Consider the following 21,351-nt stretch of genomic DNA (forward strand, 5'->3'; position numbering starts at 1 on the left):
CTTTTGGGACACCTGGTTTTGTTTTATGAGCTGAGCACGGCGCGGTCGCTCGCGAACTGGCTGCCGCGGATGCGTTGGAATGCCTCAAGCAGCCGCTCGACCGTCAGTTCCTCTTTTTCTTTTCCTTCCGCCGCAAAAATGATTTGCCCACCGTCCATCATGATCAACCGGTTGCCAAGGCGGATCGCCTGCTCCATATTGTGCGTCACCATGAGCGTCGTCAAGCGGTGCTGCTCAACAATTTGCTTCGTCAACTCCGTGACCAACTCCGCGCGCGCCGGGTCGAGGGCGGCGGTATGCTCATCAAGCAAAAGCAGATCCGGCTTTGTAAACGTCGCCATCAACAGCGAGAGCGCCTGCCGCTCCCCGCCGGAAAGAAGCCCGACTTTGACGGCGAGCCGGTCTTCAAGCCCTAAATGAAGCGTTCGCAGCGTCTCCCGAAACCATTCGCGCTTTTGCTTCGTGACGCCGAGGCTTAACGTGCGCCGCTTTGTCCGGTTGTAGGCAAGCGCCAAATTTTCCTCAATCGTCATATGCGGGGCAGTGCCGGCCATCGGGTCTTGAAAGACGCGGCCGATGCAACGGGCGCGCACATGCTCCTTGAGCGCGGTTACATTACGGCCGTTGATCCACACTTCGCCGGCATCAGGAGACAGCCGTCCGGAAATGATGTTCATGAGCGTGGACTTGCCGGCGCCGTTGCTGCCGATGACGGTGACGAAATCGCCGGGGGCAAGCGTCAGATCAATGCCGCGCAAAGCGATTTTCTCGTCAGCCGTTCCTTCGTTAAATACTTTTGTAATTCGTTTCAGCTCCAGCAACGGTTTCCCCCCTCTCCAACTGCTGCGCCCTCCGCTTTTTTCGCTGCCGTTCTTTTTGCGCCGCCAACATGTTGGGCACGACGAGCGCCAGCATGACAATGAGAGCGGTAATCAATTTCACATCGCCCGTCTCCAAAAACTCCACACGCAACGCGAGCGCCAAAATAAGACGGTAGACGATGGCGCCGCCGATCACCGCCCACGTCGCGCTTGAGACCGAACGGGCGCCAAACAACGCCTCCCCGATGATGACCGAAGCCAGGCCAATCACAATCATCCCAATTCCCATCCCCACATCGCTGAATCCGCCATACTGAGCGACGAGCGCTCCGGAAAGTGCCACGAGCGCGTTCGACAACCCAAGGCCAAACACGATCAACCAATCCGTGTTGGCGGAAAAGCTCGCCACCATCAGTTTGTTGTCCCCGGTTGCCCGCAAGGCAATCCCCACTTCTGTTTTCAGCATCCAATCCAACAGCCCTTTGACCATTAGCGTGACAATCGCCATTGACACAAGCACCGCCCATGTCCGCGGCGCGAAGCCAGTGAAGGAAACAAGCTGGTTGAGCGCCGCATCTAACCCGGCTTGCCGCCAGACGGCGGTGATTTTCGTGATGACCGTTTCCTGCTGCAACAGCGGAACGTTCGATTTGCCCATAATGCGCAAATTGATCGAATACAAAGCGATCATCATTAAAATGCCGGATAACAGTGGATTGATTTTCCCTTTCGTATGCAAAAGCCCGGTCAACACCCCGGCGGCAAAGCCGGCCAAAAGCGCCGCGGCTGAGGCGGCGAACGGGTTGGCTCCATTGACAATGAGCACGGCGGCGACGGACGCACCGGTGACGAAGCTGCCGTCAACTGTCAGATCGGGAAAATCCAAAATTCGAAATGATAAATAGACGCCAAGCGCCATCACAGCGTAAATTAAGCCGGCTTCGACGGAACTGAACATCGCTGTCCACACAACTTTTCACCTACCTTTTCGGAAACACACCGAAGGCGCATTTGACACGTTGAGTGCAAAAACGCACTTTTACCTACTTTTTTGGCCCCCCCTCCTTCATCGAAGGAGGGACGGCCGCTTATTCAATATATTCCGCAATGGAATCCCATTCCGGATTGAGCTTGATGCCCATTTCTTGCGCTGCTTTTTTGTTGATGACAAGCTTCAATTTTTGTGGATATTGCACCGGCAAATCGGCTGGCTTTTTGCCGTTTTGCAAAATTTGCGCCGCCATTTCCCCGGCTTCGTAGCCGATGTCATAATAGTCGAACCCGTACGCCGCAAAACCGCCGCGCTTGACGGAATCCAATTCGCCGACAAAAAGCGGAATGTCGTGTTCATTCGCCACCTGGATCACCGACTCGAGCGCCGAGACGACCGTGTTGTCGGTGATGATGTACAGACAATCGACTTTGCCGACGAGCGACTCGGTCGCCTGCTTCACCTCTGCCGACGTCGATACTGATGCAGAAACGATTTGCAAGTCCGTTCCTTGCATCGCCTTTTTCACCTGTTCGATTTGAGCGACGGAGTTTTGTTCGCCGGCGTTATATACCATGCCGACACGGTTGCCTTTAATATATTTGTCAATAAACTGCACCGTTTTCGGAATAGCCTCCGGGTGCGTATCGGTCGTTCCCGTCACATTGCCGCCCGGTTTTTCCATCGATTGAACAAGCTGCGCGCCGACTGGGTCAGTCACCGAAGTGAACACGATCGGAATGTCTTTTGTCGCATTGAGCGCCGCCTGCGCGCTTGGCGTTGAGTTGGCAAAAATCAAGTCGACGCCGTCCGAAACAAAATTATTGGCGATCGTTTGGTTGTTGCTTTGGTCTCCTTGGGCGATTTGCACGTCATACTCAACGGACAGCCCTTTGTCTTTTAACGCCTGCTGGAATCCTTTGCGCGCCGCATCGAGCGATGGATGCTCGACAATTTGCGTCACGCCGATTTTGTACGTCTTTTCTTTCTCGCTCTTCCCGCCGCTTCCCTGGCTGCTTCCCGTCTCTTTCGCGCCGCCGCAGCCGCCAAGCAACAAAAAGCTGGCCGCGCACACCGCGGCGAGCCGCCGAATCGATTGACCCATGATCCCATCCCCCTATGTAGAGAAGTTTAGTCCTTTTAAACTTTTATGTGTTAAATTATATAAATTTCTCTGCTTGTTTTCAATATACTATTCAAAAAAAAGAAAAGGTGCTGAAAATTCAGCACCATCAAGCGTGGGAAGACGCGAGCCGCTCTTTTAGCGCTCTTCGCAAAATTTTTCCTGTCGCGTTTTTCGGCAGCTCGTCCAAAAAGTCAATCGCGCTCGGCACTTTATATTTTGCCAACCGCTCACGGCAGTAAGCAATGAGCTCTGCTTCCGTCAGCTCCCGATTTTTCGCGACGACATACGCCCGCACCGCCTCTCCGTAATCCGGGTCCGGCACGCCGATCACCGCGGCTTCCACGACATCCGGATGGCTGTACAGCACTTCTTCGACTTCGCGCGGATACACGTTGTAGCCGCCGACGATAATCATCTCTTTCTTTCGGTCGACGATATAGAAATAGCCGTCCTCGTCCATGCGCGCCAAATCGCCTGTGTGCAGCCAGCCGTCACGCAAGGCGGCCGCTGTCTCTTCGGGCATTTTGTAGTACCCTTTCATGACGTTCGGCCCGCGAACGACAAGCTCACCGACTTCGCCGACAGGCACTTCTTCTCCGTATTCGTTGACGACCTTATTTTCAACATTCTTAATGCTCGTTCCAATCGAACCGGGTTTGCGCGGCCGATCGAGCGGATTGAAGCAGGTGACGGGGGACGCCTCCGAGAGCCCGTACCCTTCCGAGATGATGACATTGAACTTTCTCTCAAAGTTTTCAAGCAAGGCGACCGGCATCGAAGCGCCTCCTGAGATGCAGAGGCGGAGCGTTCGCAAATCGTCTGCGCTTCCTTCCTCATGCTGGTAAAGGAAGTTGTACATGGTCGGCACGCCGGCAAAAATCGTCGCTTTTTCTTCGCGGGCCAGCTGGAACAACTTCGACGGACTGAACTTTGGCATAATGAGCACCGTTCCGCCGTTCATCAGCGGGGCATTGAGCGCCACGGTCAAGCAAAAAACATGAAACATCGGCAACGCGGCGATGACGCGATCGTTTTCGTTGATGCCTAAATAATCAGCCGTATCTTGAGCATTGCTGTATATGTTTTTATGAGTGAGCATCGCCCCTTTCGGCTTGCCGGTCGTCCCCGATGTGTACAAAATGACGGCGACATCGTCATCATCGAGCTCAGGTCCGGTAAAATCCGGGCTGCCGGCCGCCAACACTTCTGCAAACGATTTCATTCCTCCCGACAAGGAAATGCCTTTTTCCTTCCCTTCCGGCGTTTCACAAATGATCGCATGCTCAAGCAATGGAAGACGCTTTTTCGCCTCGTCAAACAACGGAGCGAGCAAATCGAGGCCGATCACCGCCTTTACGTCGCCGTTGTGCAAAATATAAGCGATTTCTTCCGGCGTATAAATGGGATTGATCGGAATGACGGTCGCCCCAAGCCGCAACGCTCCGTACAAGCCGATGACAAACTGCGGCGAGTTGCCAAGCAGCAAGGCGATATGGTCGCCTCGGCGAACGCCAAGCTGCGCCAACCCATCAGCAAACTGTGACACCGCAGCATTCAATTGCTGATACGTGCGCCGCTCTTTCAAAAAGACATACGCTTCCTTGTCCGGCAACTGTTTCGCGATTTGCGCCAATCGCATCGTGATGTTCATATGAGCTCCTCCCCCAAAATGAATGAATAACCATTCATTTTATAAGTAAAAAAATTCGAACTATATTCATTATAAAAAAAAAGAACAGCAAAGGGCAAGGGAAAGCGTTTCCTTTGCTGTTCCCCCTTGTTTTTGGCCTATTGCGCCCATGTCAGGCCAGTGTGGGCGAGGCGGATGACACCGCGGAACGTCCGGCCAGCCTCCTCAACCAGCTGCTCGTGCCGGCCAACGTGCGGCAAATGCGTCAGCCATAACTCGCCGACGCCAGCCCCCTCGGCAACGGCCGCCGCCTCCTCGCTCGTCATATGCCCAGCCGGCGCCGCATTTTGCCCAGCGTAAAAGTTGCACTCGCAAATGAGCAAGTCAGCTCCTTTGGCAAACGGAAGAAATTCCGGTATATAGCTTGAATCGGCCGTATAAACAACCGTCTTGCCGCCGGCAGTAATGCACATCGCGTAGCATGGCACCGGATGGACGGTTTTCATAAATGTGATCGAAAACGGTCCAACAGCCAGCACCCCATTCGGATCATAGGCAACTCCTTCCGTAATGCCGCTGTACGTCAAGCGGGAAAACGCCGCCTCGTCTTCCACATGGCCGTAAATCGGCAAGACAGGAAGGTCAGCCCCCAAATTTTTATGAATGAGACGCGCGTATTGGAGCGGGCCGATGTCGGCGATATGGTCGTAATGGTAATGGGAGATGATGACCGCATCTAAGTTTTCCACAGCCGCATAGTTTTGCAGCTTGGCAAGCGCCCCGCTGCCGCAATCAACGAGCAGGCAAAATCCGTCATGCTCGAACAAATACGCCGATGTCGCTTCATTGACGGCAGGGAATCCTCCCCAATAGCCGATGACCGTCACTTTCATTTTCGGTTCTCTCCTTCCATTCGTTTTGTCTTCATCATACACAACCGCGACTATTTTTTCATCTTTGTCGACTTTTGTTTTAAAACACATATTGACATTTTGGTTTGTGTTATAATACAATGAAATTACCAAGACAACGGAGGGGATCGGAATGTTGATGAAAGTGTTGGAATTTTTCAGAAACTTACCACCAAAAAAATGTCTGCATTGCGGCAAAGAGATTGACGAGCAACATGAATGCTACGGCAATACGTGCTCTGATTGCCTTGGCGCCGCTTACCGCCAATAGGTGAGCGGAGAAGCATCCCTTGTGTCGCAACGTCGGCTGCCCCGCCGGCGTTTGGCTGTTCCCCAATGCAGCCTGCCTTTTCTCTTGACTGCCTCCAGCTAAGAGGCATTTTTTTTGCCAATCTCAAGGACGCCATCACACACAACGTTCTAATGGCGGCCCAGCCGCAAAAAGCAATCCCCCGCCCCAGCAAATGGTTTTTATACCTATTATTTCCCATATATTGTTTGATTCCGATATTGGCCAATGCAAAAAGAGGAATGAACAGAACAGCAAAGATCCGGGACAAACACTTTCGGACGGAACACGATGGCCCGCAACTCTTTTCGCAGCATATGGCGCTCCCTCCTTTGCATAGATGACCAAATTGTTCGTATGGTCAATTCTCGGCAAAAAAAGAGGATCATCTACTTCGACAATCCTTGAAAAAATAACGGTTGACACTCCACACGGCTAAAGCCGTAGGATTCTTGGGCTGTTCGCGTCCTCATCCCTTTCTGTTTTGGACAACGCCCAAGTTTGGAGCTGTGTCATCATCCATCCCACCGAGTTTGACTTTCGTTGGTTTGTGCAGTTCTACCCTTAGTGTGATCGTGAGCATGAATTCACCTCCTTTTTCTTTTGAGATTCCACATAACGTTTGATGGTTTCGCTTGATGCATTTCCTGCTGCACTCATGACCATATCAGTCCGATGAATGAACTGCGACGGGGCTGACCCAAAAGGGAATTTCCCTTAACAAAAACACAACATATTGTTTCTTAATGATTATTTTATACCTACTATACAGTAATTAAGAAAGGGTGTCCCGATCCTTTTGGGACACCCCTATAAAGCACGAGATTTCTGTAAAACTGCCCCCATCCTTTTTTGCCCCAAACATCTAGGCGCACGTTTGGCGCTCCATTCGACATGAAAACGGAAACTCCATCACTCGCATTTTCACCGAAAACATCCATGAGCCATTTTTGCCCTTTTCCCTAGGCATGAACATGACCGTTCAAGGCGCATGTATTTTCATAAGAAAAAGACGGGCGGGCGAGCGTCTACCATCGAACGGAAGCGGCGAACCGTTCGACCGTTTACAAGTTGCTTGTTAATGGACGGTGCTATACCTAGCAGACGCCCGCTCCACCGCTGTCGGTTGCAAATGTTCAAGCACATCATGGGCCGCTTTTTCGCCTTGGTCAATGCAATCCGGCAATCCGAGCCCTTCGTATGAGCTGCCAGCCAAAAACACACCCGGCAGCGTAGCAGCCATCTGCCGCTTAATGTACGCCAGCCGCTCGCAGTGTCCGACCGTGTATTGCGGCATGGCCCGCTTCCATCGCGAGATGACGGCGAACTCCGGTTGGCCGGCAATATTCATCACTTTATTTAAATCATCCAATACAACGCGGACGATCTCATCATCAGGTTGATCGACGATCTCCTCATCGCCCGGGCGCCCGACGTAGCAGCGCAAGAGCGCCTTGCCAGACGGCGCGGTGTGTGGCCATTTTTTATGCGTCCATGTGCACGCTGTCATCGTGTAATCGCTGCGGCGCGAAACGACAAATCCGGTGCCGTCAATGTCTTGGCGGATCGCCTTTTCCGAGAATGCGAGCGCCACCGTCGCCACCGACGTCAGCGGCACTGAACGGAACGGGGCGAAAAACGGATAGTCAGCGAACATGTCGGGCACAACATGATGCGGCGTTGTCACGATGATGGCGTCTGCCCCCCACACCTCTCCTGTGCTCAGTTGCAGCCGATACGCCGAATCGGTGCGAACGATCCGCTCGACACGCACCCCTTTGATGACGCTGCCCGGCTCAAGCCGTTTTTCCACTTCGTCAACGAGCGACTGCAAACCCGTTTTTAACGTCTGGAACGCCCCTTTCCGCTCTTTTTGCTCTTTCGGCGTCGTTCGTCTCGCTCCACGGACAAGGCTTCCGTATTTTTGCTCAAGCTGAAAAAACTGTGGAAACGTCGCCATTAGGCTCATCTCATCAATGTCGCCAGCGTAAATGCCGGAAAGCAGCGGTTCGATGAGATTGTCCACCACCTCATCGCCGAGGCGGCGGCGGAAGAAGCGGCCAAGCGGCATATCACCATCGATTTTCACTGGCGGCAGCACAAAGTCAAGCGCCGCCCGCAGCTTGCCGGCCGGAGAAAACAGTCCGGTCGTCAAAAACGGGGCGATGCGCGTCGGAATGCCCATCACCGCTCCGCCCGGAATGGGATAAAGTTTGCCGTTGACCAAAATGTACGATGTTCCGGTCGCGTTATGAACGATCTCATGTTCAAGGCCGACTTCCTTCACAAGGCGAAACGCGCTCGTTTTCCTCGCCAAAAACGAGTCTGGACCGCGTTCAATGACAAAACTGTCACGGACGACCGTCTGCACTTTTCCGCCGAGCCGGTGCGTCGCCTCGACAAGTTTGCATGCAAGCGGGAGGCGTTGCTCTCGAATCGTCTTTTGCAAGTAGTAAGCAGCCGTCAAGCCGGTGATGCCGCCGCCGATGATGACGACCGTCCGTTGTCCTTCATTCATGTCGATCGCCTTCTTCCGCCCACTGCTTTAACACAACGGACGCCAATGCATCAATAAACAATGGATTTGTGTTGGGCATCTCCGGTCGGTAATAGCGGGCGCCGATCTCTTCTGTCACCTGTTTGCACTCAATGTCGTTGTCATACAGCACTTCCAAATGATCGGCGACAAAACCGACCGGCGCGTACACGAACGACGTATAGCCGCACTCTTCGTAAAGCTGGCGCGTCAAGTCTTGCACGTCCGGCCCAAGCCATGGTTCCGGCGTCTGACCGGCGCTTTGCCAGCCGACGGCATAGTGGGCGACGCCGGCTTGATCAGCAATTCGTTTCGCTGTCTCTTCGAGTTGCGTTGGATACGGGTCACCGGCTTGAATAATTTTTTCCGGCAAACTATGTGCGGATACGATCAGCACAGCTCGCTCCCGCTCACGTTCCGGCATGGCGGCAAAAATCGCCCGCACTTGTTCTGCCCAATATTGCAAAAACTTCGGCTCGTCATACCATTGATCAATCGTGTAAATGGCCGGTCCGCCGAGCTTTTCCGCTGCCGCTTTCGCCCGCTCATTGTACGAGCGAATGCTGAATGTGGAATAATGAGGGGCTAGGACGATCCCAACCGCTTCTTTGATGCCGTCATCATGCATGCGCTCGACGGCATCCTCAATGAACGGCTCAATATGCTTGAGCCCTAAATACATGCGAAACTCGACTTCATCTTGCACTTCGTTCAGCCGCTTCTCGAGCCGTTTCGCCTGCTCTTCCGTAATTTTCGCAAGCGGCGACAACCCGCCGATCGCCCGGTAGCGCGCTTTTAAATTCTCGATTTGTTCTTGCGGCGGCTTGCGCCCATGGCGAATATGCGTATAATACCGTTCAATATCATCTTCCCGGTACGGCGTTCCGTACGCCATCACGAGCAGCCCCACTGTTTTTTTCACCAATTGTGCCACCCCTCGTTTAGTTCGTTGACGTATATTCGTGGATAAAAGCGGTTAGACGCTTCAGTGTCGCCGGCTGAACATCCGGAAAAACGCCGTGGCCTAAGTTGAAGATGTAGCCCGGCTGTTCCATCCCTTCGTCCAAAATGCGCTTCACCCGTTCTTCAATCACGTCCCACGGCGCAAGAAGCACCGCCGGATCCAAGTTGCCCTGGATCGCTTTCGCAATGCCTTGGCGGCGCGCTTCGCGAATCGACAGCCTCCAGTCAAGGCCGATGACATCAAGCGGCAAGTCATTCCACTCATGCACCAAGTGACTGGCGCCGACGCCAAACATAATGAGCGGAGCCCCTTCTTCCCGCAAAGCGGCAAAAATGCGCGCCATCGCCGGCTTGATAAACGTCCGGTAATCGTCAGCATTAACGGCGCCAACCCAAGAATCAAAAATTTGCACAGCGCTTGCCCCTGCCCGAATTTGCGCCCGCACATAACGGATCGTCATCTCAGCAAGCTTGTCCATTAAGGCGAACCACGCTTTCGGTTCAGCATACATGAACGCTTTCGTCTTATGATAATTTTTTGACGGACCGCCTTCAATCATGTAACTCGCCAACGTAAACGGCGCCCCGGCAAACCCGATGAGCGGCACGTCCAACTGTTCATTGACAAGAAGCCGAATCGTTTCAAACACATACGGCACATCATGTTCTGGATCAATCTCCCCAAGCCGCTCGACGTCTTGAAGCGAGCGAATCGGATTCGCGATCACTGGCCCGACGCCGCCCTGAATCTCGACGTCCACACCAATGGCCGGCAGCGGTGTCATAATGTCTTTATATAAAATGGCGGCATCGACACCATATTGCTCAACTGGAAGTCTCGTGACGTACGCGCAAAGCTCGGGTTGATGCGTAATTTCAAACAGCGAATATTTTTCTTTCAGCGCCCGATACTCCGGCTGCGACCGTCCGGCTTGCCGCATATACCAAACCGGCACGTACGATGTTTGTTCGCCGCGGCAGGCGCGCAAAAATGTATCGTTGATCTGTCTAGCCATCTCCATCCGCCTTTCTTTCCTCACAATCCCGTCAACGGTTTCGCGTTTTCTTATCTTTAAACGTTGCCTATCTCCTTTTCACTATACAGCTTTCCGTACCCAATGTATAGAGAAGAAGGCAAACTGTCAAAAAATCGACCGATTTTCAAGTCCATGCCCATTATAGCAAAAAAGCCGCCCCGCCTGCACGGGACAGCATTTGGTTCAAATGAGAAACATGGCGACAACGGTCGTGACCAAAAGCCCGATGACAACAGGAATGAGGTTGCGGCGCGCCAACTCGAACGGATCGACGCCGCAGATGGCCGCCGCTGGAATGAGCGCCCACGGAACGAGCGTGCCGCCGCCGACCCAAATGGCGGCAATTTGGCCGAGCGCCGTCAACGTTGCCGCCCCGCCGCCGATCGCTACAGCAAACAAATGAGCGATCGAACCGGCGAGCGAGATGCCGGAAAACCCGGAGCCGTCAAGACCAGTAATCGCCCCGACGATCGTGACCGTAACCGCCCCCACCTCATTGTTCAGCGGCACTGCATGAGCCAAGGCAACCCCTAAATCATTGACGATGCCTTGCGATGCCTGGGGCAAATAGTCGCCGATGATTTTCACAAACCCCTCATCGCCGAGATAGAAAAACGCGGCGATCGGAATCACAGGGCCGAACACTTTAAACCCGAACTGAAACCCTTCAATAAAGTAATTTGTCACTTCTGCAAAACTTTCTTGCCGATGGGCGAGAACGGAGATGAGAATCAAAATGAAAATCGCCGTCCCACCGACCAGGGCAGTCGCTTCCCCGCCTTGCAACCGCAAATAAAACATCGCGATGACATCAAAGGTGAACAAAATCGGAATCAACAGCGCGAGCCATTTTTTCGTTTGTCCCGTCAGTAAATGGCTTGTTTTTTCCAGCGTCGAATCGACCGTGGCAGCCATTTCCGCCTCCCCGCGTGCCAGTCGCCCTCGCTTCATGTCACGGCGCAGCAAGTAAAACGCGGTGACCGTTGTGACGGCCCCCATGACAAAAACAAGCGGCACGCTGGCAGCGATGACATCACTGACCGGCAACCCAGCGGCATCGGCCGTTAATTTCGGCGCCCCTTGGATGATAAAATCGCCGGAAAGTGCGATGCCATGCCCGAACAAGTTCATCGCCATCGCCACTCCCAACGCCGGCAGACCGACACGGACCGCTGCCGGCAACAGAACTGCCCCCATGAGAGCAACAGCCGGGGACGGCCAGAAAAACCAAGAAATGATCATCATCAAAATCCCGATCGTCCAATACGCCCAAGCCGGCGTACGGATGAAACGGACAAACGGCGAAACCATGACATCACTGATGCCGGTGGCCGACAACACTTTGCTCATCGCCACAATAATCGAGATGACTAAAATCGTCGGCAACAGCTCCGTAATGGCGTAAATAAAGCTATTAAACACTCCACTGACCGCCGCGCTCAACGAATGGGTAGCGGCCGCCGCCAATAAAAAGATGCCGGCAATGCAAATGAGCGATGTATCTTTGCGAGCGACCATAAACCCAATAATGAGCACGATGAACAGCAAGTAAATCCAGTGCAGCGCCACAAGCTCTACACTCATGAATCATTCCCCTTTCTTCCCAACTTCCAGCCCGGCCCGCTGGACATGCGCCCAGGCCGGTGTACTACAGCATATGAAGCGGGAAAAAAGGTGTGAAAGCCCGCAGCGCCCCGTTACAAAAAGAAAAACGCCGGTGCCAGCGTAAACAGCGCTAGCGTCCGGCTTTCCGCCCGCGCGGCGGGCGCACGTACCGCCCCGCCGCCCAAAGACCCCATATGTTTCCGCCAAGCCAAGTGGCGAGCCAAAGAAGGCGCGGGGAAACAACCAACAGTACAAGATGGAATACCGTATTTTGCCCAATCAGCAGAATGGAAAGCAACCGAACCGCCGTTGCTTCCTGCTGCGCCTGCGGCAACGGATACAGCCGCGGCCATAGCGAATAGCGATGATGGGAAGGCAACGCGGCCAATTGAACGGCGGTCGCGTAAAGAAACAAAAATATGATGACCGCCCGCCCGTATTGGTGATCGATCACAGCCAACATGACGCCTCCGATCGCAGTGAGACGGACATACAGACCAGCATACCCACCGGCGCGCAAAAATGTACGGGCATACAAATGAAAAAACACATACCGCTTGCCGTACGGAATCAAAGCGAGAAGCGAATCAAGCCAGCGCCGCCGCTTCGCCGTCCCCCGCCATTCCGGAACGTCGGTAAACAAGTTGGCCAGACGATAAAACGCCCTTGCCGCCCGCTGTTCTTCGGCGATGATCTGTTCCCATTTCCACGTTTTCCCTCTCACCAACCGTGACAAATAGATGGACAGAACGGCCATCAAACCGACCAAAACGACAAAAAATGGCCATGGAGCCGCAACCAGCGCCAAATAAACGAACACCGCCGCTAGGCTGAAACGGGTAAATGCACCAACGCGATGAAAAGACTGATCGGCGATGTAGCTTCCTTGCCAACTGGTCCATAAGCTCCATCCTTTGAAGCAGAAAAGGCCAAGCAAAAAAAGCGGCCATGGCACCGGAGAAAACCGGGCATGAAGCGGTCCCGCCAACAGCAAAAGCAAAGAAAGGCCATACGCCTGCCATAACCATGAGACGAAAAACGCCCGCTGAATATACGGACCCAGTCGTTCTTCCGCCGGCAATAAAAACACCGCATCCGCCTCGCGGAACAAGGTGCGCACCGATCCGGCGGCCGCCGCCCAGCCGAACACGACCGCCGCAATCGCCGGATACGGAAACGAATCGGGAAGCGAAGACGCCCAACGCTCGTACATCACCGCTATACCGCCAAGCACGATGATCAAACCGACGAGCAAATGGTCGTTGAACATATAGCGCAAGTAGCGGATCCGTTTTCGCCATTCCGCTTGGAAACGCTGCTTCCAAAGACGGCGGGCGTCAATCATGGCGCATCGTCCTTTGTCAGTTCAATATACAGTTCATCAAGCGTTGCATTGGGCAGCCCGAGCTGGCGGCGAATGTCATCGAGCGTCCCTTTGGATTTGACGCGGCCGTTGTGCAAAATAACGAATGAGTCGCAATACCGTTCTGCCGTCGCTAAAATGTGCGTCGACAGCAAAATGCCCGCCCCCTTCGCTTTCTGTTCATTCATTCGCTCAAGCAGGGCGTGAATGGCAAGCGGATCGAGGCCGAGAAACGGCTCATCGATGATATAAAGCGGCGGTTCAAGCAAAAAGGCACATACAATCATCACTTTTTGCTTCATTCCTTTGGAAAAATAAGACGGAAACGAGGAAAGCCGCTGCTCCAACCGAAATTCGCGAAGCAGCGGCGGAAGGCGGCGTTCATACTCCTCTTGGCTCAACCCGTACGCCATCGCCGCTAGACGCAAATGTTCCTCGAGCGTCAATTCTTCATACAACACCGGCGTTTCCGGAATAAAAGCAAACTGCCTCCGATACGTTTCCGGCCCGTCCGCAAGCCGATGGCCGTTGATGGAAATCGCGCCGCGGCGCGGTTCCATCAGCCCGATAATATGTTTGATCGTCGTGCTTTTGCCCGCTCCATTTAGGCCAATCAAGGCGACCATTTCGCCGCGGTCGACCGCAAACGTCACGTCTTCAAGCACGTTTTGCGCCGTGTAGCCTCCGGATAGATCCTTCACCTGCAAAAGCGTCATCGTCCGCTCCCTTCCTGTTCAGGCCTTTATCCCCATTGTACCAAACAATCTCCACTCCTACCAAAAAAAGATCACACCGTTCTTTTGCATAAATCCACTCAAGCCGGGCATGATAAATAGCGAAGAGGGGATGAGGAATCAAAACATTGATGAACGATCCATCCGAAATGGGGTGTTCGTCAAAGACACCGTTGTGAGCCGCAAAACGTTGTAAACGTTCCTAGGAAGCGACCATCGCTTTCGTTGCTGGGAAGCAACGAGCCTGTCCAAAGGGGATGGTCACGTTGAACAAAGGAAGCGCTCACGCCGAACCAACTTTTGCTGCAAATGGGGTGTTCATCAAACGCACATTTGCTTGAATCATCCTCTCCCCTTTTCACCAATCGGGATGTAGCCTGCGTTGCAGGATTACATCCCGTTTTTTTTATGGTAAAATGAAGAAAAGAGGAAGGAAAGGGTGACCAGAGTGAGCGATTGCATTTTTTGCAAAATCATTAACGGCGAATTGCCCGCGGCGAAAGTATACGAAGACGACCATGTGCTCGCGTTTTTGGACATCAGCCAAGTGACAAAAGGGCATACGCTCGTCATCCCGAAAGTACATACAGAAAACATTTTCACCCTCACGTCGGAGGCGGCCGGCCAACTGTTTCGCGCAGTGCCGACGATTGTCCATGCACTCAAGCGAGCATTTTCCCCGGTCGGGCTCAACTTATTGAACAACAATGGCGAGCAAGCCGGGCAGACGGTGTTCCATTACCATCTTCACCTCATTCCACGCTACGGCAAAGGGGATGGGTTTGGCGCGGTCTGGAAGTCGCATGCAAGCGACTATACGCCCGCTGACCTGCAGGCGATCGCGGCTGCCATTCGCGAACAGCTCGGCTGATCTCCCGTTGTTGAACAGCAGAAAGGTCAAGCCCACAAATAAAAAAACGGAAGCAGGGATGTTCCGCTTCCGTTTTTTTACTGTTTTCCTTGCTCGTCGATCACATCTTGCAAATCTTTGTCTTTGATCTCAACACCGGCCTCTTTCACCAGTTTGTCCACTTTTGACTGCATCGTCGCAGGATCAAGCTTGTTCCGCTTGACTTCAAACGCAATTTCATCTTTCATTTCGTTGAACGACTTTTTCTTTTCTTTGTCCGTTACTTTAATGATATGGTAGCCGTAATCCGTTTTCACCGGATCGCTCACTTCGCCGACTTTCAGCTTATAGGCGGCTTCTTCAAACTCCTTGACCATTTTCCCTGGGCCAAACCAGCCTAAATCGCCGCCGTTGGACGCCGAGCCCGGATCTTGGGAGTATTCTTTGGCCAACTTGGCGAAATCCTCGCCTTTATCAAGCTTCGCCTTTACTTCTTTTGCTGTTTTTTCATCTTTGACCAAAATATGGCTGGCACGAATTTTCGGCTTGTAGTTGTCATAATACTCCTTCAGCTCTTTCTCCGTCACTTTTATGTCTTCAACGGCCGCTTTCGTCCGCAGCAAATCGAGCTTAACCATTTCGCGGATCACTTTTTCTCCGTTCTGCTGCACGGCCAAATCATATTGCGTTCCATACGCTTCCTTGATTCGTTCGATTTCGCGGTCGATCTCTTCATCGGTTACCTTGTATTTTTTGCTCAACACTTTTTCGTCAATCAAATCACGAAGGACGGATTTGCCGACGCGCTCTTTCATCTCATTATAAAATTCGTCTTTCGTAATATTGCCGTTTTTCGTTTCCACAATCGCTTCGGAACCGCCGTTACTGCAGGCCGACAAAGCCATGAGCGAAACGACGGCAGCGGCCATCATCCATTTTTTCATTCGCTTCACAACTCCTACATCTTTTTTCGATTGAATGTTCCCACGCTTTCAAGCGGCGCAGATCGAATGGCGCCCAAGCGCGCCCAAGAAACAACATGCTCGCCTCTTCAGCCACGACAATAACTATACCATATTTCCAACGAAAAAAAAACCTCTTTCCGCTTTAGTCATCCGCCCATAACATGCACGCTTGCCATACATATGATGAGGATGAAGCGCTCGACAGGCTTCTTCTTGCCGAAAGGGGGTGTTACGATGAGCGCACCTTACTCCGGAGGCTTTGCGTTGATTGTTGTGCTGTTTATTTTGCTAATCATTGTCGGCTGCGCCTGTGTCATCTACTAAACGAAAGAGGGTGCTCCCGCAAAAGGGACACCCTTTTTTGCCGCCTTCCTTGAAACGAAGGGAGAGGCAACGACAATGGAACTGGCTCCATCAAAAGGAAAACATAACAATCCCCGCATCAACCGTCAAAGCAGGGAAAAGTCATGCAAACAACACTTCAAAGTAAGAAGAGATTAATAAAATCGTAATAAGCACATTGATCGTGCGAAAAACCGCCGGCTGCTGCTCCTCTGGGATGTCACGCTGCGCGCAAAGAGAGTGGGTAAGCTGGTTGATCAAAAACAAGACTGTAACCGCCAGGAGGATGAAATAAAGCACCAAAACTGTTCCCCTCCTCATTTGATCTTCGCCAAACGCCGCCCATGGCTTTAACTTTACATCGTTCATGGCTGGAAATCAATCATTTTTCTTTTTCCGGACCCAAACCGATTTTTCTATTGGTGAATGCGCACAAATTCGGTAAAATATACGTAAAAACGGTCACATTTTCGTCACCAAAAGGAGCACGATATATGGAATCATTGGAAAAGCGAGTGGCCAAGCTGGAATTTCACCAGTCTCTGCTGATGGAAATGATCGACGAAACGAAAAAACCATTTTATTCCCTCATCATCCGCGCGGATTTGACCAAAGAAGAAGTCGACGCCTTCTTGGCGTTTTGCCAAGAGCTTGCCGACCAATACGAACAACAAAAAGCGGAAGGGTTGACGATTTTCACTCCCCTGCTCGTGCAGTTTGCTGGGATGCTTCATCCGAACCTTCCGCTGGAACAGACAGTTGACGCTCTTTTGGCCCAACAAATGTTTGTCCCGCTTATGACCGAGCTGAAAACGCTCATTCGCACCATCAGTTAGCCTGGCTGGCCAATTCTTTCTCGTGCTCTTCCGTTTTCGGCTTTCGCTTGAGAAGTTTGCCGTCCTGCTCGATAAAATCTTCTTTAATGTTTTCAAACGCCCGCTCAAAAATTTCCATAAAATCATCGCCATAAATGTTGCGGACGATGCACATCATTTCTAAAATTTCTGGAAACTTCCCGTACAACTCGCGCAGCGGCAGCGCCCCATTGAAAACGGCATTTTTCGTCGGGTCATACGTCTCCATCAGCTTCATCAACACTTCTTCGCCTTTTTCCGTCAACTCAATGTACGTATTGCGCTTATCATCCTGTTTTTTGGAAAACGAAAGCAACCCTTTTTCTTCCAATTTCTTTGAGAAGTTGAACGCCGTCGACACATGCATCACACCGAACTTGGCGATTTCCGAAATCGAGGCTCCCTTGAAGTGATAGGCAATCCATAAAATGTGATGTTCGTTAATGTTCAAGTCAAACGGCTTGATCCACCGCTGCCAATCTTTTTCAATCGATTTCCATAGCGCTTTGCTCAACTGAGCAATTCGTTGGCTGAATAACATCGCCTCTTTGATGGAATAATGCTGTTCTGTCGCTTTCATCGTTCCACCCACTCTTCCCTCACCGTATTTTTTACTCTCCATTATATCAATAAAACAAAAAGGAATAAAGACAAAAGTATTTATTTTTATGATTTTTTTTGCATATTCATATTAGTAAGCATAAGGCGCTTGGCGCATACAGGAGGAGAATGCCATGGTGTATATACAATGGCTGCTTATCGCTGTCGGATTCATATTTTTCTGTCTTTTTATAAACGCATTTTTTGCCTTATGGAAAGCGCGGGCGTACCCGCCGAAAGCATTGCTGAAAGAACAGACTTTGCGCTATATTGGAATAGCGTTCATTTGCTTGCTCACTGCTTGGCTTCTCAGCTATGTCTAATATACATCGTAAATGAATGGAACGGGAAGGATTTTTCTCCTTATCCTCTCTCTTTTGATAGCAAAAAACCCGACCAGCAATGATCGGGTTTTTCGCCGTCTACACGCGCGCTGTCACGTTCATCCGTCGAAAAATCGACGATGCGATCGGATAGATGATGGCCATCGCCACTGCGTTCAACGCCGCTGTCGGCAGCACGATGGTGACAAACAACGCCGAAAACGTCGCTCCGCCCGGCAACCCGATAAGCAAGAGCGCCGCAGCCAAAAACACCCCGCCGGAAATGACCGTGCCGACTGCCGCCAGCGCCGAAGCCCCTATGACCGTTTGGCTGTATGCTTTCATCAAAGTCGCTAGGGCAAACACGACAAAGGCGGTGATGATCTTATCGATCATATTCGGCAGCTGTCCGCCCGGGAACGTCGTCGTCATGGCTGAGATCAAGCCAGTGACGACGCCGACAAGGCCGACCGCTTTGACGTTTGGAAAAAGCAAAATCGTCAAAAACATCATCGCCAGCATCATATCCGGCTTCATTCCGAAAAACAATCCCGGAATGACCGCGTGCAACACGGCTCCGATTCCGACTAACAGCGCCATCGATACTAATGCTCTCACATTCATGCTCATCTCTCCTCATCTCCCCTCGTCTATAATCTTTTGCTCGAGAATTTTTTATCATTATATCACTTTGCAGTGTAAAAGTGAAGAAGAAATTTTCAGGCAAAACGGCGGCGGAACTCGTTCATAAACGACGCGAGCGCTTCGCACGCCTCAAGCGGCACCGCATTGTAGATCGACGCCCGGCAGCCGCCGACCGATCGGTGCCCGCCGAGTCCGACAAACCCGCGTTCTTTCGCCTCGGCGAGGAACGTCTTCGTCAGCTCCTCATTTGGAAGCGTAAAGGTGACGTTCATGAGCGAACGGCTCCCCTTTTCGGCGTGCGGTTTGTAAAAACCGCCGCTTTCATCGATCGCTTCATACAGCACGGCCGCCTTTTGCCGGTTGCGCTCTTCCATCGCCGCCACACCGCCTTGCTCTTCGACCCATTCGAGCACGAGCGACAGCATGTAAATCGCGAACGTCGGCGGCGTGTTGTACAGCGAATTGTTCTTTTGATGCGTCCGGTAATCAAGCATCGTCGGCAGCCCGTCCGGAATGCGTTCAAGCAAATCATTGCGGAGAATGACAACCGTGACTCCTGACGGGCCGAGATTTTTCTGCGCGCCGGCGTAAATGAGGGCAAATCGGCTGACATCGAACGGACGGCTTAAAATATCGCTTGACATATCCGCGACCAAATCAACCGGTGTGTTTGGAAACGCCTGCCATTGGGTGCCGAAGATCGTATTGTTTGACGTAATATGGACGTAGGCGGCGTTTTTCGGCCATTGGACGTCGTCAAGCGACGGAATGTATGTGTAGTTCGCTTCTTGGCTTGAAGCGACAACCGTTGTCAAACCGATTTTTTGCGCTTCCTTCAGCGCTTTTTCCGACCACGCCCCCGTCAGCACATAACAGCCGATTTTCCCTTCCGCAAGGAGGTTCATCGGCACCATCGAAAACTGCAAGCTCGCCCCGCCTTGCAAAAATAAAATGTCATATCCGTCCGGCACGCCAAGAAGCCGCTTGAGCCGCTCTTTCGCCGCATTATGGACAGCCTCGTATTCCTTGCTTCGGTGGCTTAATTCCATCACCGACATGCCGGTGTTTTGAAAATTAAGCAGCTCTTTTTGCGCCCGCTCAAGCACTGGAAGCGGCAGCGCTGACGGGCCGGCGTTGAAGTTGTACGCGCGTTTCATCCATCATCCCTCACTTTGCCTCCTGGTAGTCCATCGATATTATTATCCTAACACGATTCGCAAAAAAAGAAAGGGAATTTTTCGAAAAAAGCGTTTTCAGATGAAATTTTCCAAAAAAGAAAGCCCCTGCTATTGCAAGGACTTCGCTTGTTTCCGCCGCTCTCGCTCCTGGCGGATGCGCTCCATGTAAATCTCCCCTTCTTTCTCAATGAATGCTTCGTCGATTTCCCGCTCGCGCGCCGCCGTTTTTACGGTCATATAGCCGCTGAAAATAATGCCGGCAACAACCAAATACACCCACCAAGGCAAACTGAGCATCGCCATTCCCCCTTGTATGCTTGTCTTGTCTTAGTACACTATACGCGCAACAAGGGGGCAGTATGCATGGAGAAAGAGGCGGGAAAGCCGCCTCTTTCTTAGGGACAACGCTTATGCTTCGTTTCGCTTCTTCTTTGTTTTCTTCTTCGCTTTCTTCCACTGTCGGCGCAGCTCGTTCAACTCTTCTTTCGCCTGTTCATACTGAGCCGTCGAGACGATTTCAATGATCGGTTCGATCATGATCCATCCCTCCCTTGATCCGCCCCTACTCTTTACTACCCGCGTTTTTTGGCTTTGAAACAGACAAAAACGCCGGTTTGTAAAACGAACGGTTGTCAAGGGCAAAGACGCGTTCGGTGAATTCACCTGGTTTCACTTTCTCAAGCGCGCGGTCGATCATCGCAATTTTCGCATCCAAATTGTCAATGTAATGAAGCACCTCGGCTTCTTTGACAAGCGGCGGCTTCGGGCTGCCCCATTCCGCCTTGCCATGATGCGCGAGCACAAGATGCTGCAAAATGACAACTTCTTCACCTTGAATGCCGAGCTGTTCCGCCGCCTTGCTGATCTCGCTCACCATGATCGAAATGTGTCCGAGCAAATTTCCTTCAAGCGTATACGCCGCCGATACCGGACCGGATAATTCCATCACTTTGCCAAGGTCATGCAAAATGACGCCGGCATAAAGCAAATCTTTATTGAGCGACGGATAGAGATGGATGAGCGCCTTGGCGAGCTCGAGCATCGACACGACGTGGTACGCCAGTCCGGAGATGAATTCATGATGGTTTTTCGTGGCCGCCGGATACTCAAAAAACGCCTTTTCGTATTTTTTCAACAAATAGCGGGTAATGCGCTGAATATTCGGGTTTTCCATCGCAAATATGTATTCCATGACTTTCGCCTTCATTTCCTCGCGGCCGAGCGGAGCCTTCTCCAAAAAGTCATCGATGCGCACGGCATCGCCCGGATGAGCGGGACGGATCGAACGGATGCGCAGCTGCAATTTGCCGCGGTAGTTATGGATGTCTCCCGCCACTTTGACGATGCACTCCGGCACATACCGCTCTTCGTCATCCGGCGAGACATCCCACAGTTTGGCTTCAATATCGCCGCTTTTATCTTGCAAAATCAAAGTTAAGAACGGCTTGCCGTTGCTGGCGATGCCTTTCGTTGCTGATTTGATGAGCAAAAAGAGATCAACTTGTTCCCCAACCTCATAATGGATGATGCCTTTCGCCACTTCGTTCTCCTCCGTTTCTCTGTACGTACTTTCTAGTATATCATAACG

At 52.1% G+C, this 21,351-nt stretch carries 24 protein-coding genes; 5 read left to right on the forward strand and 19 right to left on the reverse strand.

All coding sequences use genetic code 11. The features are described from left to right. Positions 1-23 precede the first annotated feature (23 nt). The 5 genes from BJQ97_RS13730 to BJQ97_RS13750 all read right to left on the reverse strand — a co-directional run bounded on the left by BJQ97_RS13730 (position 24) and on the right by BJQ97_RS13750 (position 5,461). A complete protein-coding gene (locus BJQ97_RS13730) occupies positions 24-821 on the reverse strand; it encodes an ABC transporter ATP-binding protein (protein WP_160157009.1) in 798 nt (265 codons plus the stop codon). Further along, a complete protein-coding gene (locus BJQ97_RS13735) occupies positions 787-1,779 on the reverse strand; it encodes an ABC transporter permease (protein WP_160157626.1) in 993 nt (330 codons plus the stop codon). Before BJQ97_RS13735 ends, BJQ97_RS13730 begins: the two co-directional genes overlap by 35 nt. Before the next feature lie 130 nt (positions 1,780-1,909). Further along, a complete protein-coding gene (locus tag BJQ97_RS13740; RefSeq protein ID WP_160157010.1) occupies positions 1,910-2,917 on the reverse strand; it encodes an ABC transporter substrate-binding protein in 1,008 nt (335 codons plus the stop codon). A gap of 127 nt (positions 2,918-3,044) precedes the next feature. Further along, positions 3,045-4,589, reverse strand: a complete 1,545-nt coding sequence (locus BJQ97_RS13745) for a fatty acid--CoA ligase family protein (protein WP_160157011.1) — start codon at positions 4,587-4,589, stop codon at positions 3,045-3,047. Positions 4,590-4,726: 137 nt separating this feature from the next. Further along, positions 4,727-5,461 (reverse strand): MBL fold metallo-hydrolase, encoded by a 735-nt coding sequence (locus BJQ97_RS13750; protein WP_160157012.1) that lies wholly within the window; start codon positions 5,459-5,461, stop codon positions 4,727-4,729. 151 nt (positions 5,462-5,612) lie between these two features. Between BJQ97_RS13750 and yhfH the strand changes: the two genes are divergently transcribed. Beyond that, positions 5,613-5,750, forward strand: a complete 138-nt coding sequence (yhfH, locus tag BJQ97_RS13755; RefSeq protein ID WP_011230169.1) for a protein YhfH — start codon at positions 5,613-5,615, stop codon at positions 5,748-5,750. Positions 5,751-6,846: 1,096 nt separating this feature from the next. On the opposite strand, the gene hemY is transcribed toward yhfH, so the two are convergent. The 6 genes from hemY to BJQ97_RS13785 all read right to left on the reverse strand — a co-directional run bounded on the left by hemY (position 6,847) and on the right by BJQ97_RS13785 (position 13,988). Then, positions 6,847-8,286 (reverse strand): protoporphyrinogen oxidase, encoded by a 1,440-nt coding sequence (hemY, locus tag BJQ97_RS13760; RefSeq protein ID WP_160157013.1) that lies wholly within the window; start codon positions 8,284-8,286, stop codon positions 6,847-6,849. After that, positions 8,279-9,229 (reverse strand): ferrochelatase, encoded by a 951-nt coding sequence (gene hemH / locus BJQ97_RS13765; protein WP_160157014.1) that lies wholly within the window; start codon positions 9,227-9,229, stop codon positions 8,279-8,281. The genes hemY and hemH overlap by 8 nt, the downstream gene beginning before the upstream one ends. 16 nt (positions 9,230-9,245) lie before the next feature. Further along, positions 9,246-10,283 carry a uroporphyrinogen decarboxylase gene (hemE, locus tag BJQ97_RS13770; RefSeq protein ID WP_160157015.1) on the reverse strand — a complete coding sequence of 346 codons (1,038 nt, stop codon included), beginning with the start codon at positions 10,281-10,283 and terminating at the stop codon, positions 9,246-9,248. A gap of 204 nt (positions 10,284-10,487) precedes the next feature. After that, the gene (locus BJQ97_RS13775; RefSeq protein WP_160157016.1) at positions 10,488-11,888 is read right to left on the reverse strand and encodes a hypothetical protein; all 1,401 of its coding nucleotides are present in this window, start codon (positions 11,886-11,888) and stop codon (positions 10,488-10,490) included. A gap of 151 nt (positions 11,889-12,039) precedes the next feature. Further along, positions 12,040-13,254, reverse strand: coding sequence for an ABC transporter permease (locus BJQ97_RS13780; RefSeq protein ID WP_160157017.1), 1,215 nt, complete (start codon positions 13,252-13,254; stop codon positions 12,040-12,042). Next, on the reverse strand, positions 13,251-13,988 hold the full coding sequence (locus tag BJQ97_RS13785; RefSeq protein WP_160157018.1) for an ABC transporter ATP-binding protein: 738 nt from the start codon (positions 13,986-13,988) through the stop codon (positions 13,251-13,253). Before BJQ97_RS13785 ends, BJQ97_RS13780 begins: the two co-directional genes overlap by 4 nt. A gap of 466 nt (positions 13,989-14,454) precedes the next feature. Between BJQ97_RS13785 and BJQ97_RS13790 the strand changes: the two genes are divergently transcribed. After that, complete coding sequence (locus BJQ97_RS13790; protein ID WP_201451700.1) at positions 14,455-14,877, forward strand: HIT family protein; 423 nt, start codon at positions 14,455-14,457, stop codon at positions 14,875-14,877. A 77-nt stretch (positions 14,878-14,954) separates the two neighbouring features. Here BJQ97_RS13790 and BJQ97_RS13795 read toward each other — a convergent pair whose 3' ends face one another. Beyond that, positions 14,955-15,800 carry a peptidylprolyl isomerase gene (locus tag BJQ97_RS13795; RefSeq protein ID WP_160157020.1) on the reverse strand — a complete coding sequence of 282 codons (846 nt, stop codon included), beginning with the start codon at positions 15,798-15,800 and terminating at the stop codon, positions 14,955-14,957. Positions 15,801-16,055: 255 nt separating this feature from the next. Between BJQ97_RS13795 and BJQ97_RS13800 the strand changes: the two genes are divergently transcribed. After that, positions 16,056-16,145 carry a YjcZ family sporulation protein gene (locus BJQ97_RS13800; protein ID WP_021322511.1) on the forward strand — a complete coding sequence of 30 codons (90 nt, stop codon included), beginning with the start codon at positions 16,056-16,058 and terminating at the stop codon, positions 16,143-16,145. Between the two features lie 141 nt (positions 16,146-16,286). Here the strand turns inward: BJQ97_RS13800 and BJQ97_RS13805 are convergent, their stop codons facing one another. Then, the gene (locus tag BJQ97_RS13805) at positions 16,287-16,466 is read right to left on the reverse strand and encodes a hypothetical protein (protein ID WP_160157021.1); all 180 of its coding nucleotides are present in this window, start codon (positions 16,464-16,466) and stop codon (positions 16,287-16,289) included. 191 nt (positions 16,467-16,657) lie between these two features. On the opposite strand from BJQ97_RS13805, the gene BJQ97_RS13810 reads away from it, so the two are divergent. Continuing rightward, entirely contained in the window at positions 16,658-16,999 is a 342-nt protein-coding gene (locus tag BJQ97_RS13810) for a YhaI family protein (protein WP_011230157.1), read from the forward strand. On the opposite strand, the gene BJQ97_RS13815 is transcribed toward BJQ97_RS13810, so the two are convergent. Continuing rightward, positions 16,992-17,597, reverse strand: a complete 606-nt coding sequence (locus tag BJQ97_RS13815; protein WP_201451701.1) for an HTH-type transcriptional regulator Hpr — start codon at positions 17,595-17,597, stop codon at positions 16,992-16,994. The genes BJQ97_RS13810 and BJQ97_RS13815 overlap by 8 nt on opposite strands. 154 nt (positions 17,598-17,751) lie before the next feature. Here BJQ97_RS13815 and yhzF point away from each other — a divergent pair, with 154 nt between their 5' ends. Further along, positions 17,752-17,940, forward strand: a complete 189-nt coding sequence (gene yhzF / locus BJQ97_RS18250; protein WP_160157023.1) for a membrane protein YhzF — start codon at positions 17,752-17,754, stop codon at positions 17,938-17,940. 99 nt (positions 17,941-18,039) lie between these two features. Here the strand turns inward: yhzF and BJQ97_RS13825 are convergent, their stop codons facing one another. From BJQ97_RS13825 to yhaM, 5 genes are all read right to left on the reverse strand, one after another. Next, positions 18,040-18,564 (reverse strand): tryptophan transporter, encoded by a 525-nt coding sequence (locus tag BJQ97_RS13825; protein ID WP_160157024.1) that lies wholly within the window; start codon positions 18,562-18,564, stop codon positions 18,040-18,042. A gap of 95 nt (positions 18,565-18,659) precedes the next feature. Next, complete coding sequence (gene serC / locus BJQ97_RS13830) at positions 18,660-19,742, reverse strand: 3-phosphoserine/phosphohydroxythreonine transaminase (RefSeq protein ID WP_160157025.1); 1,083 nt, start codon at positions 19,740-19,742, stop codon at positions 18,660-18,662. A gap of 129 nt (positions 19,743-19,871) precedes the next feature. Beyond that, positions 19,872-20,060, reverse strand: coding sequence for a sporulation YhaL family protein (locus tag BJQ97_RS13835; protein WP_015374033.1), 189 nt, complete (start codon positions 20,058-20,060; stop codon positions 19,872-19,874). Between the two features lie 111 nt (positions 20,061-20,171). Further along, positions 20,172-20,300, reverse strand: coding sequence for a hypothetical protein (locus BJQ97_RS13840; protein ID WP_044732201.1), 129 nt, complete (start codon positions 20,298-20,300; stop codon positions 20,172-20,174). A gap of 25 nt (positions 20,301-20,325) precedes the next feature. Further along, positions 20,326-21,303, reverse strand: coding sequence for a 3'-5' exoribonuclease YhaM (gene yhaM / locus BJQ97_RS13845; RefSeq protein WP_160157026.1), 978 nt, complete (start codon positions 21,301-21,303; stop codon positions 20,326-20,328). Positions 21,304-21,351 lie beyond the last annotated feature (48 nt).

This window comes from Geobacillus sp. TFV-3 (assembly GCF_009901865.1).
In the GTDB taxonomy this organism is placed as follows: domain Bacteria; phylum Bacillota; class Bacilli; order Bacillales; family Anoxybacillaceae; genus Geobacillus; species Geobacillus thermoleovorans_A.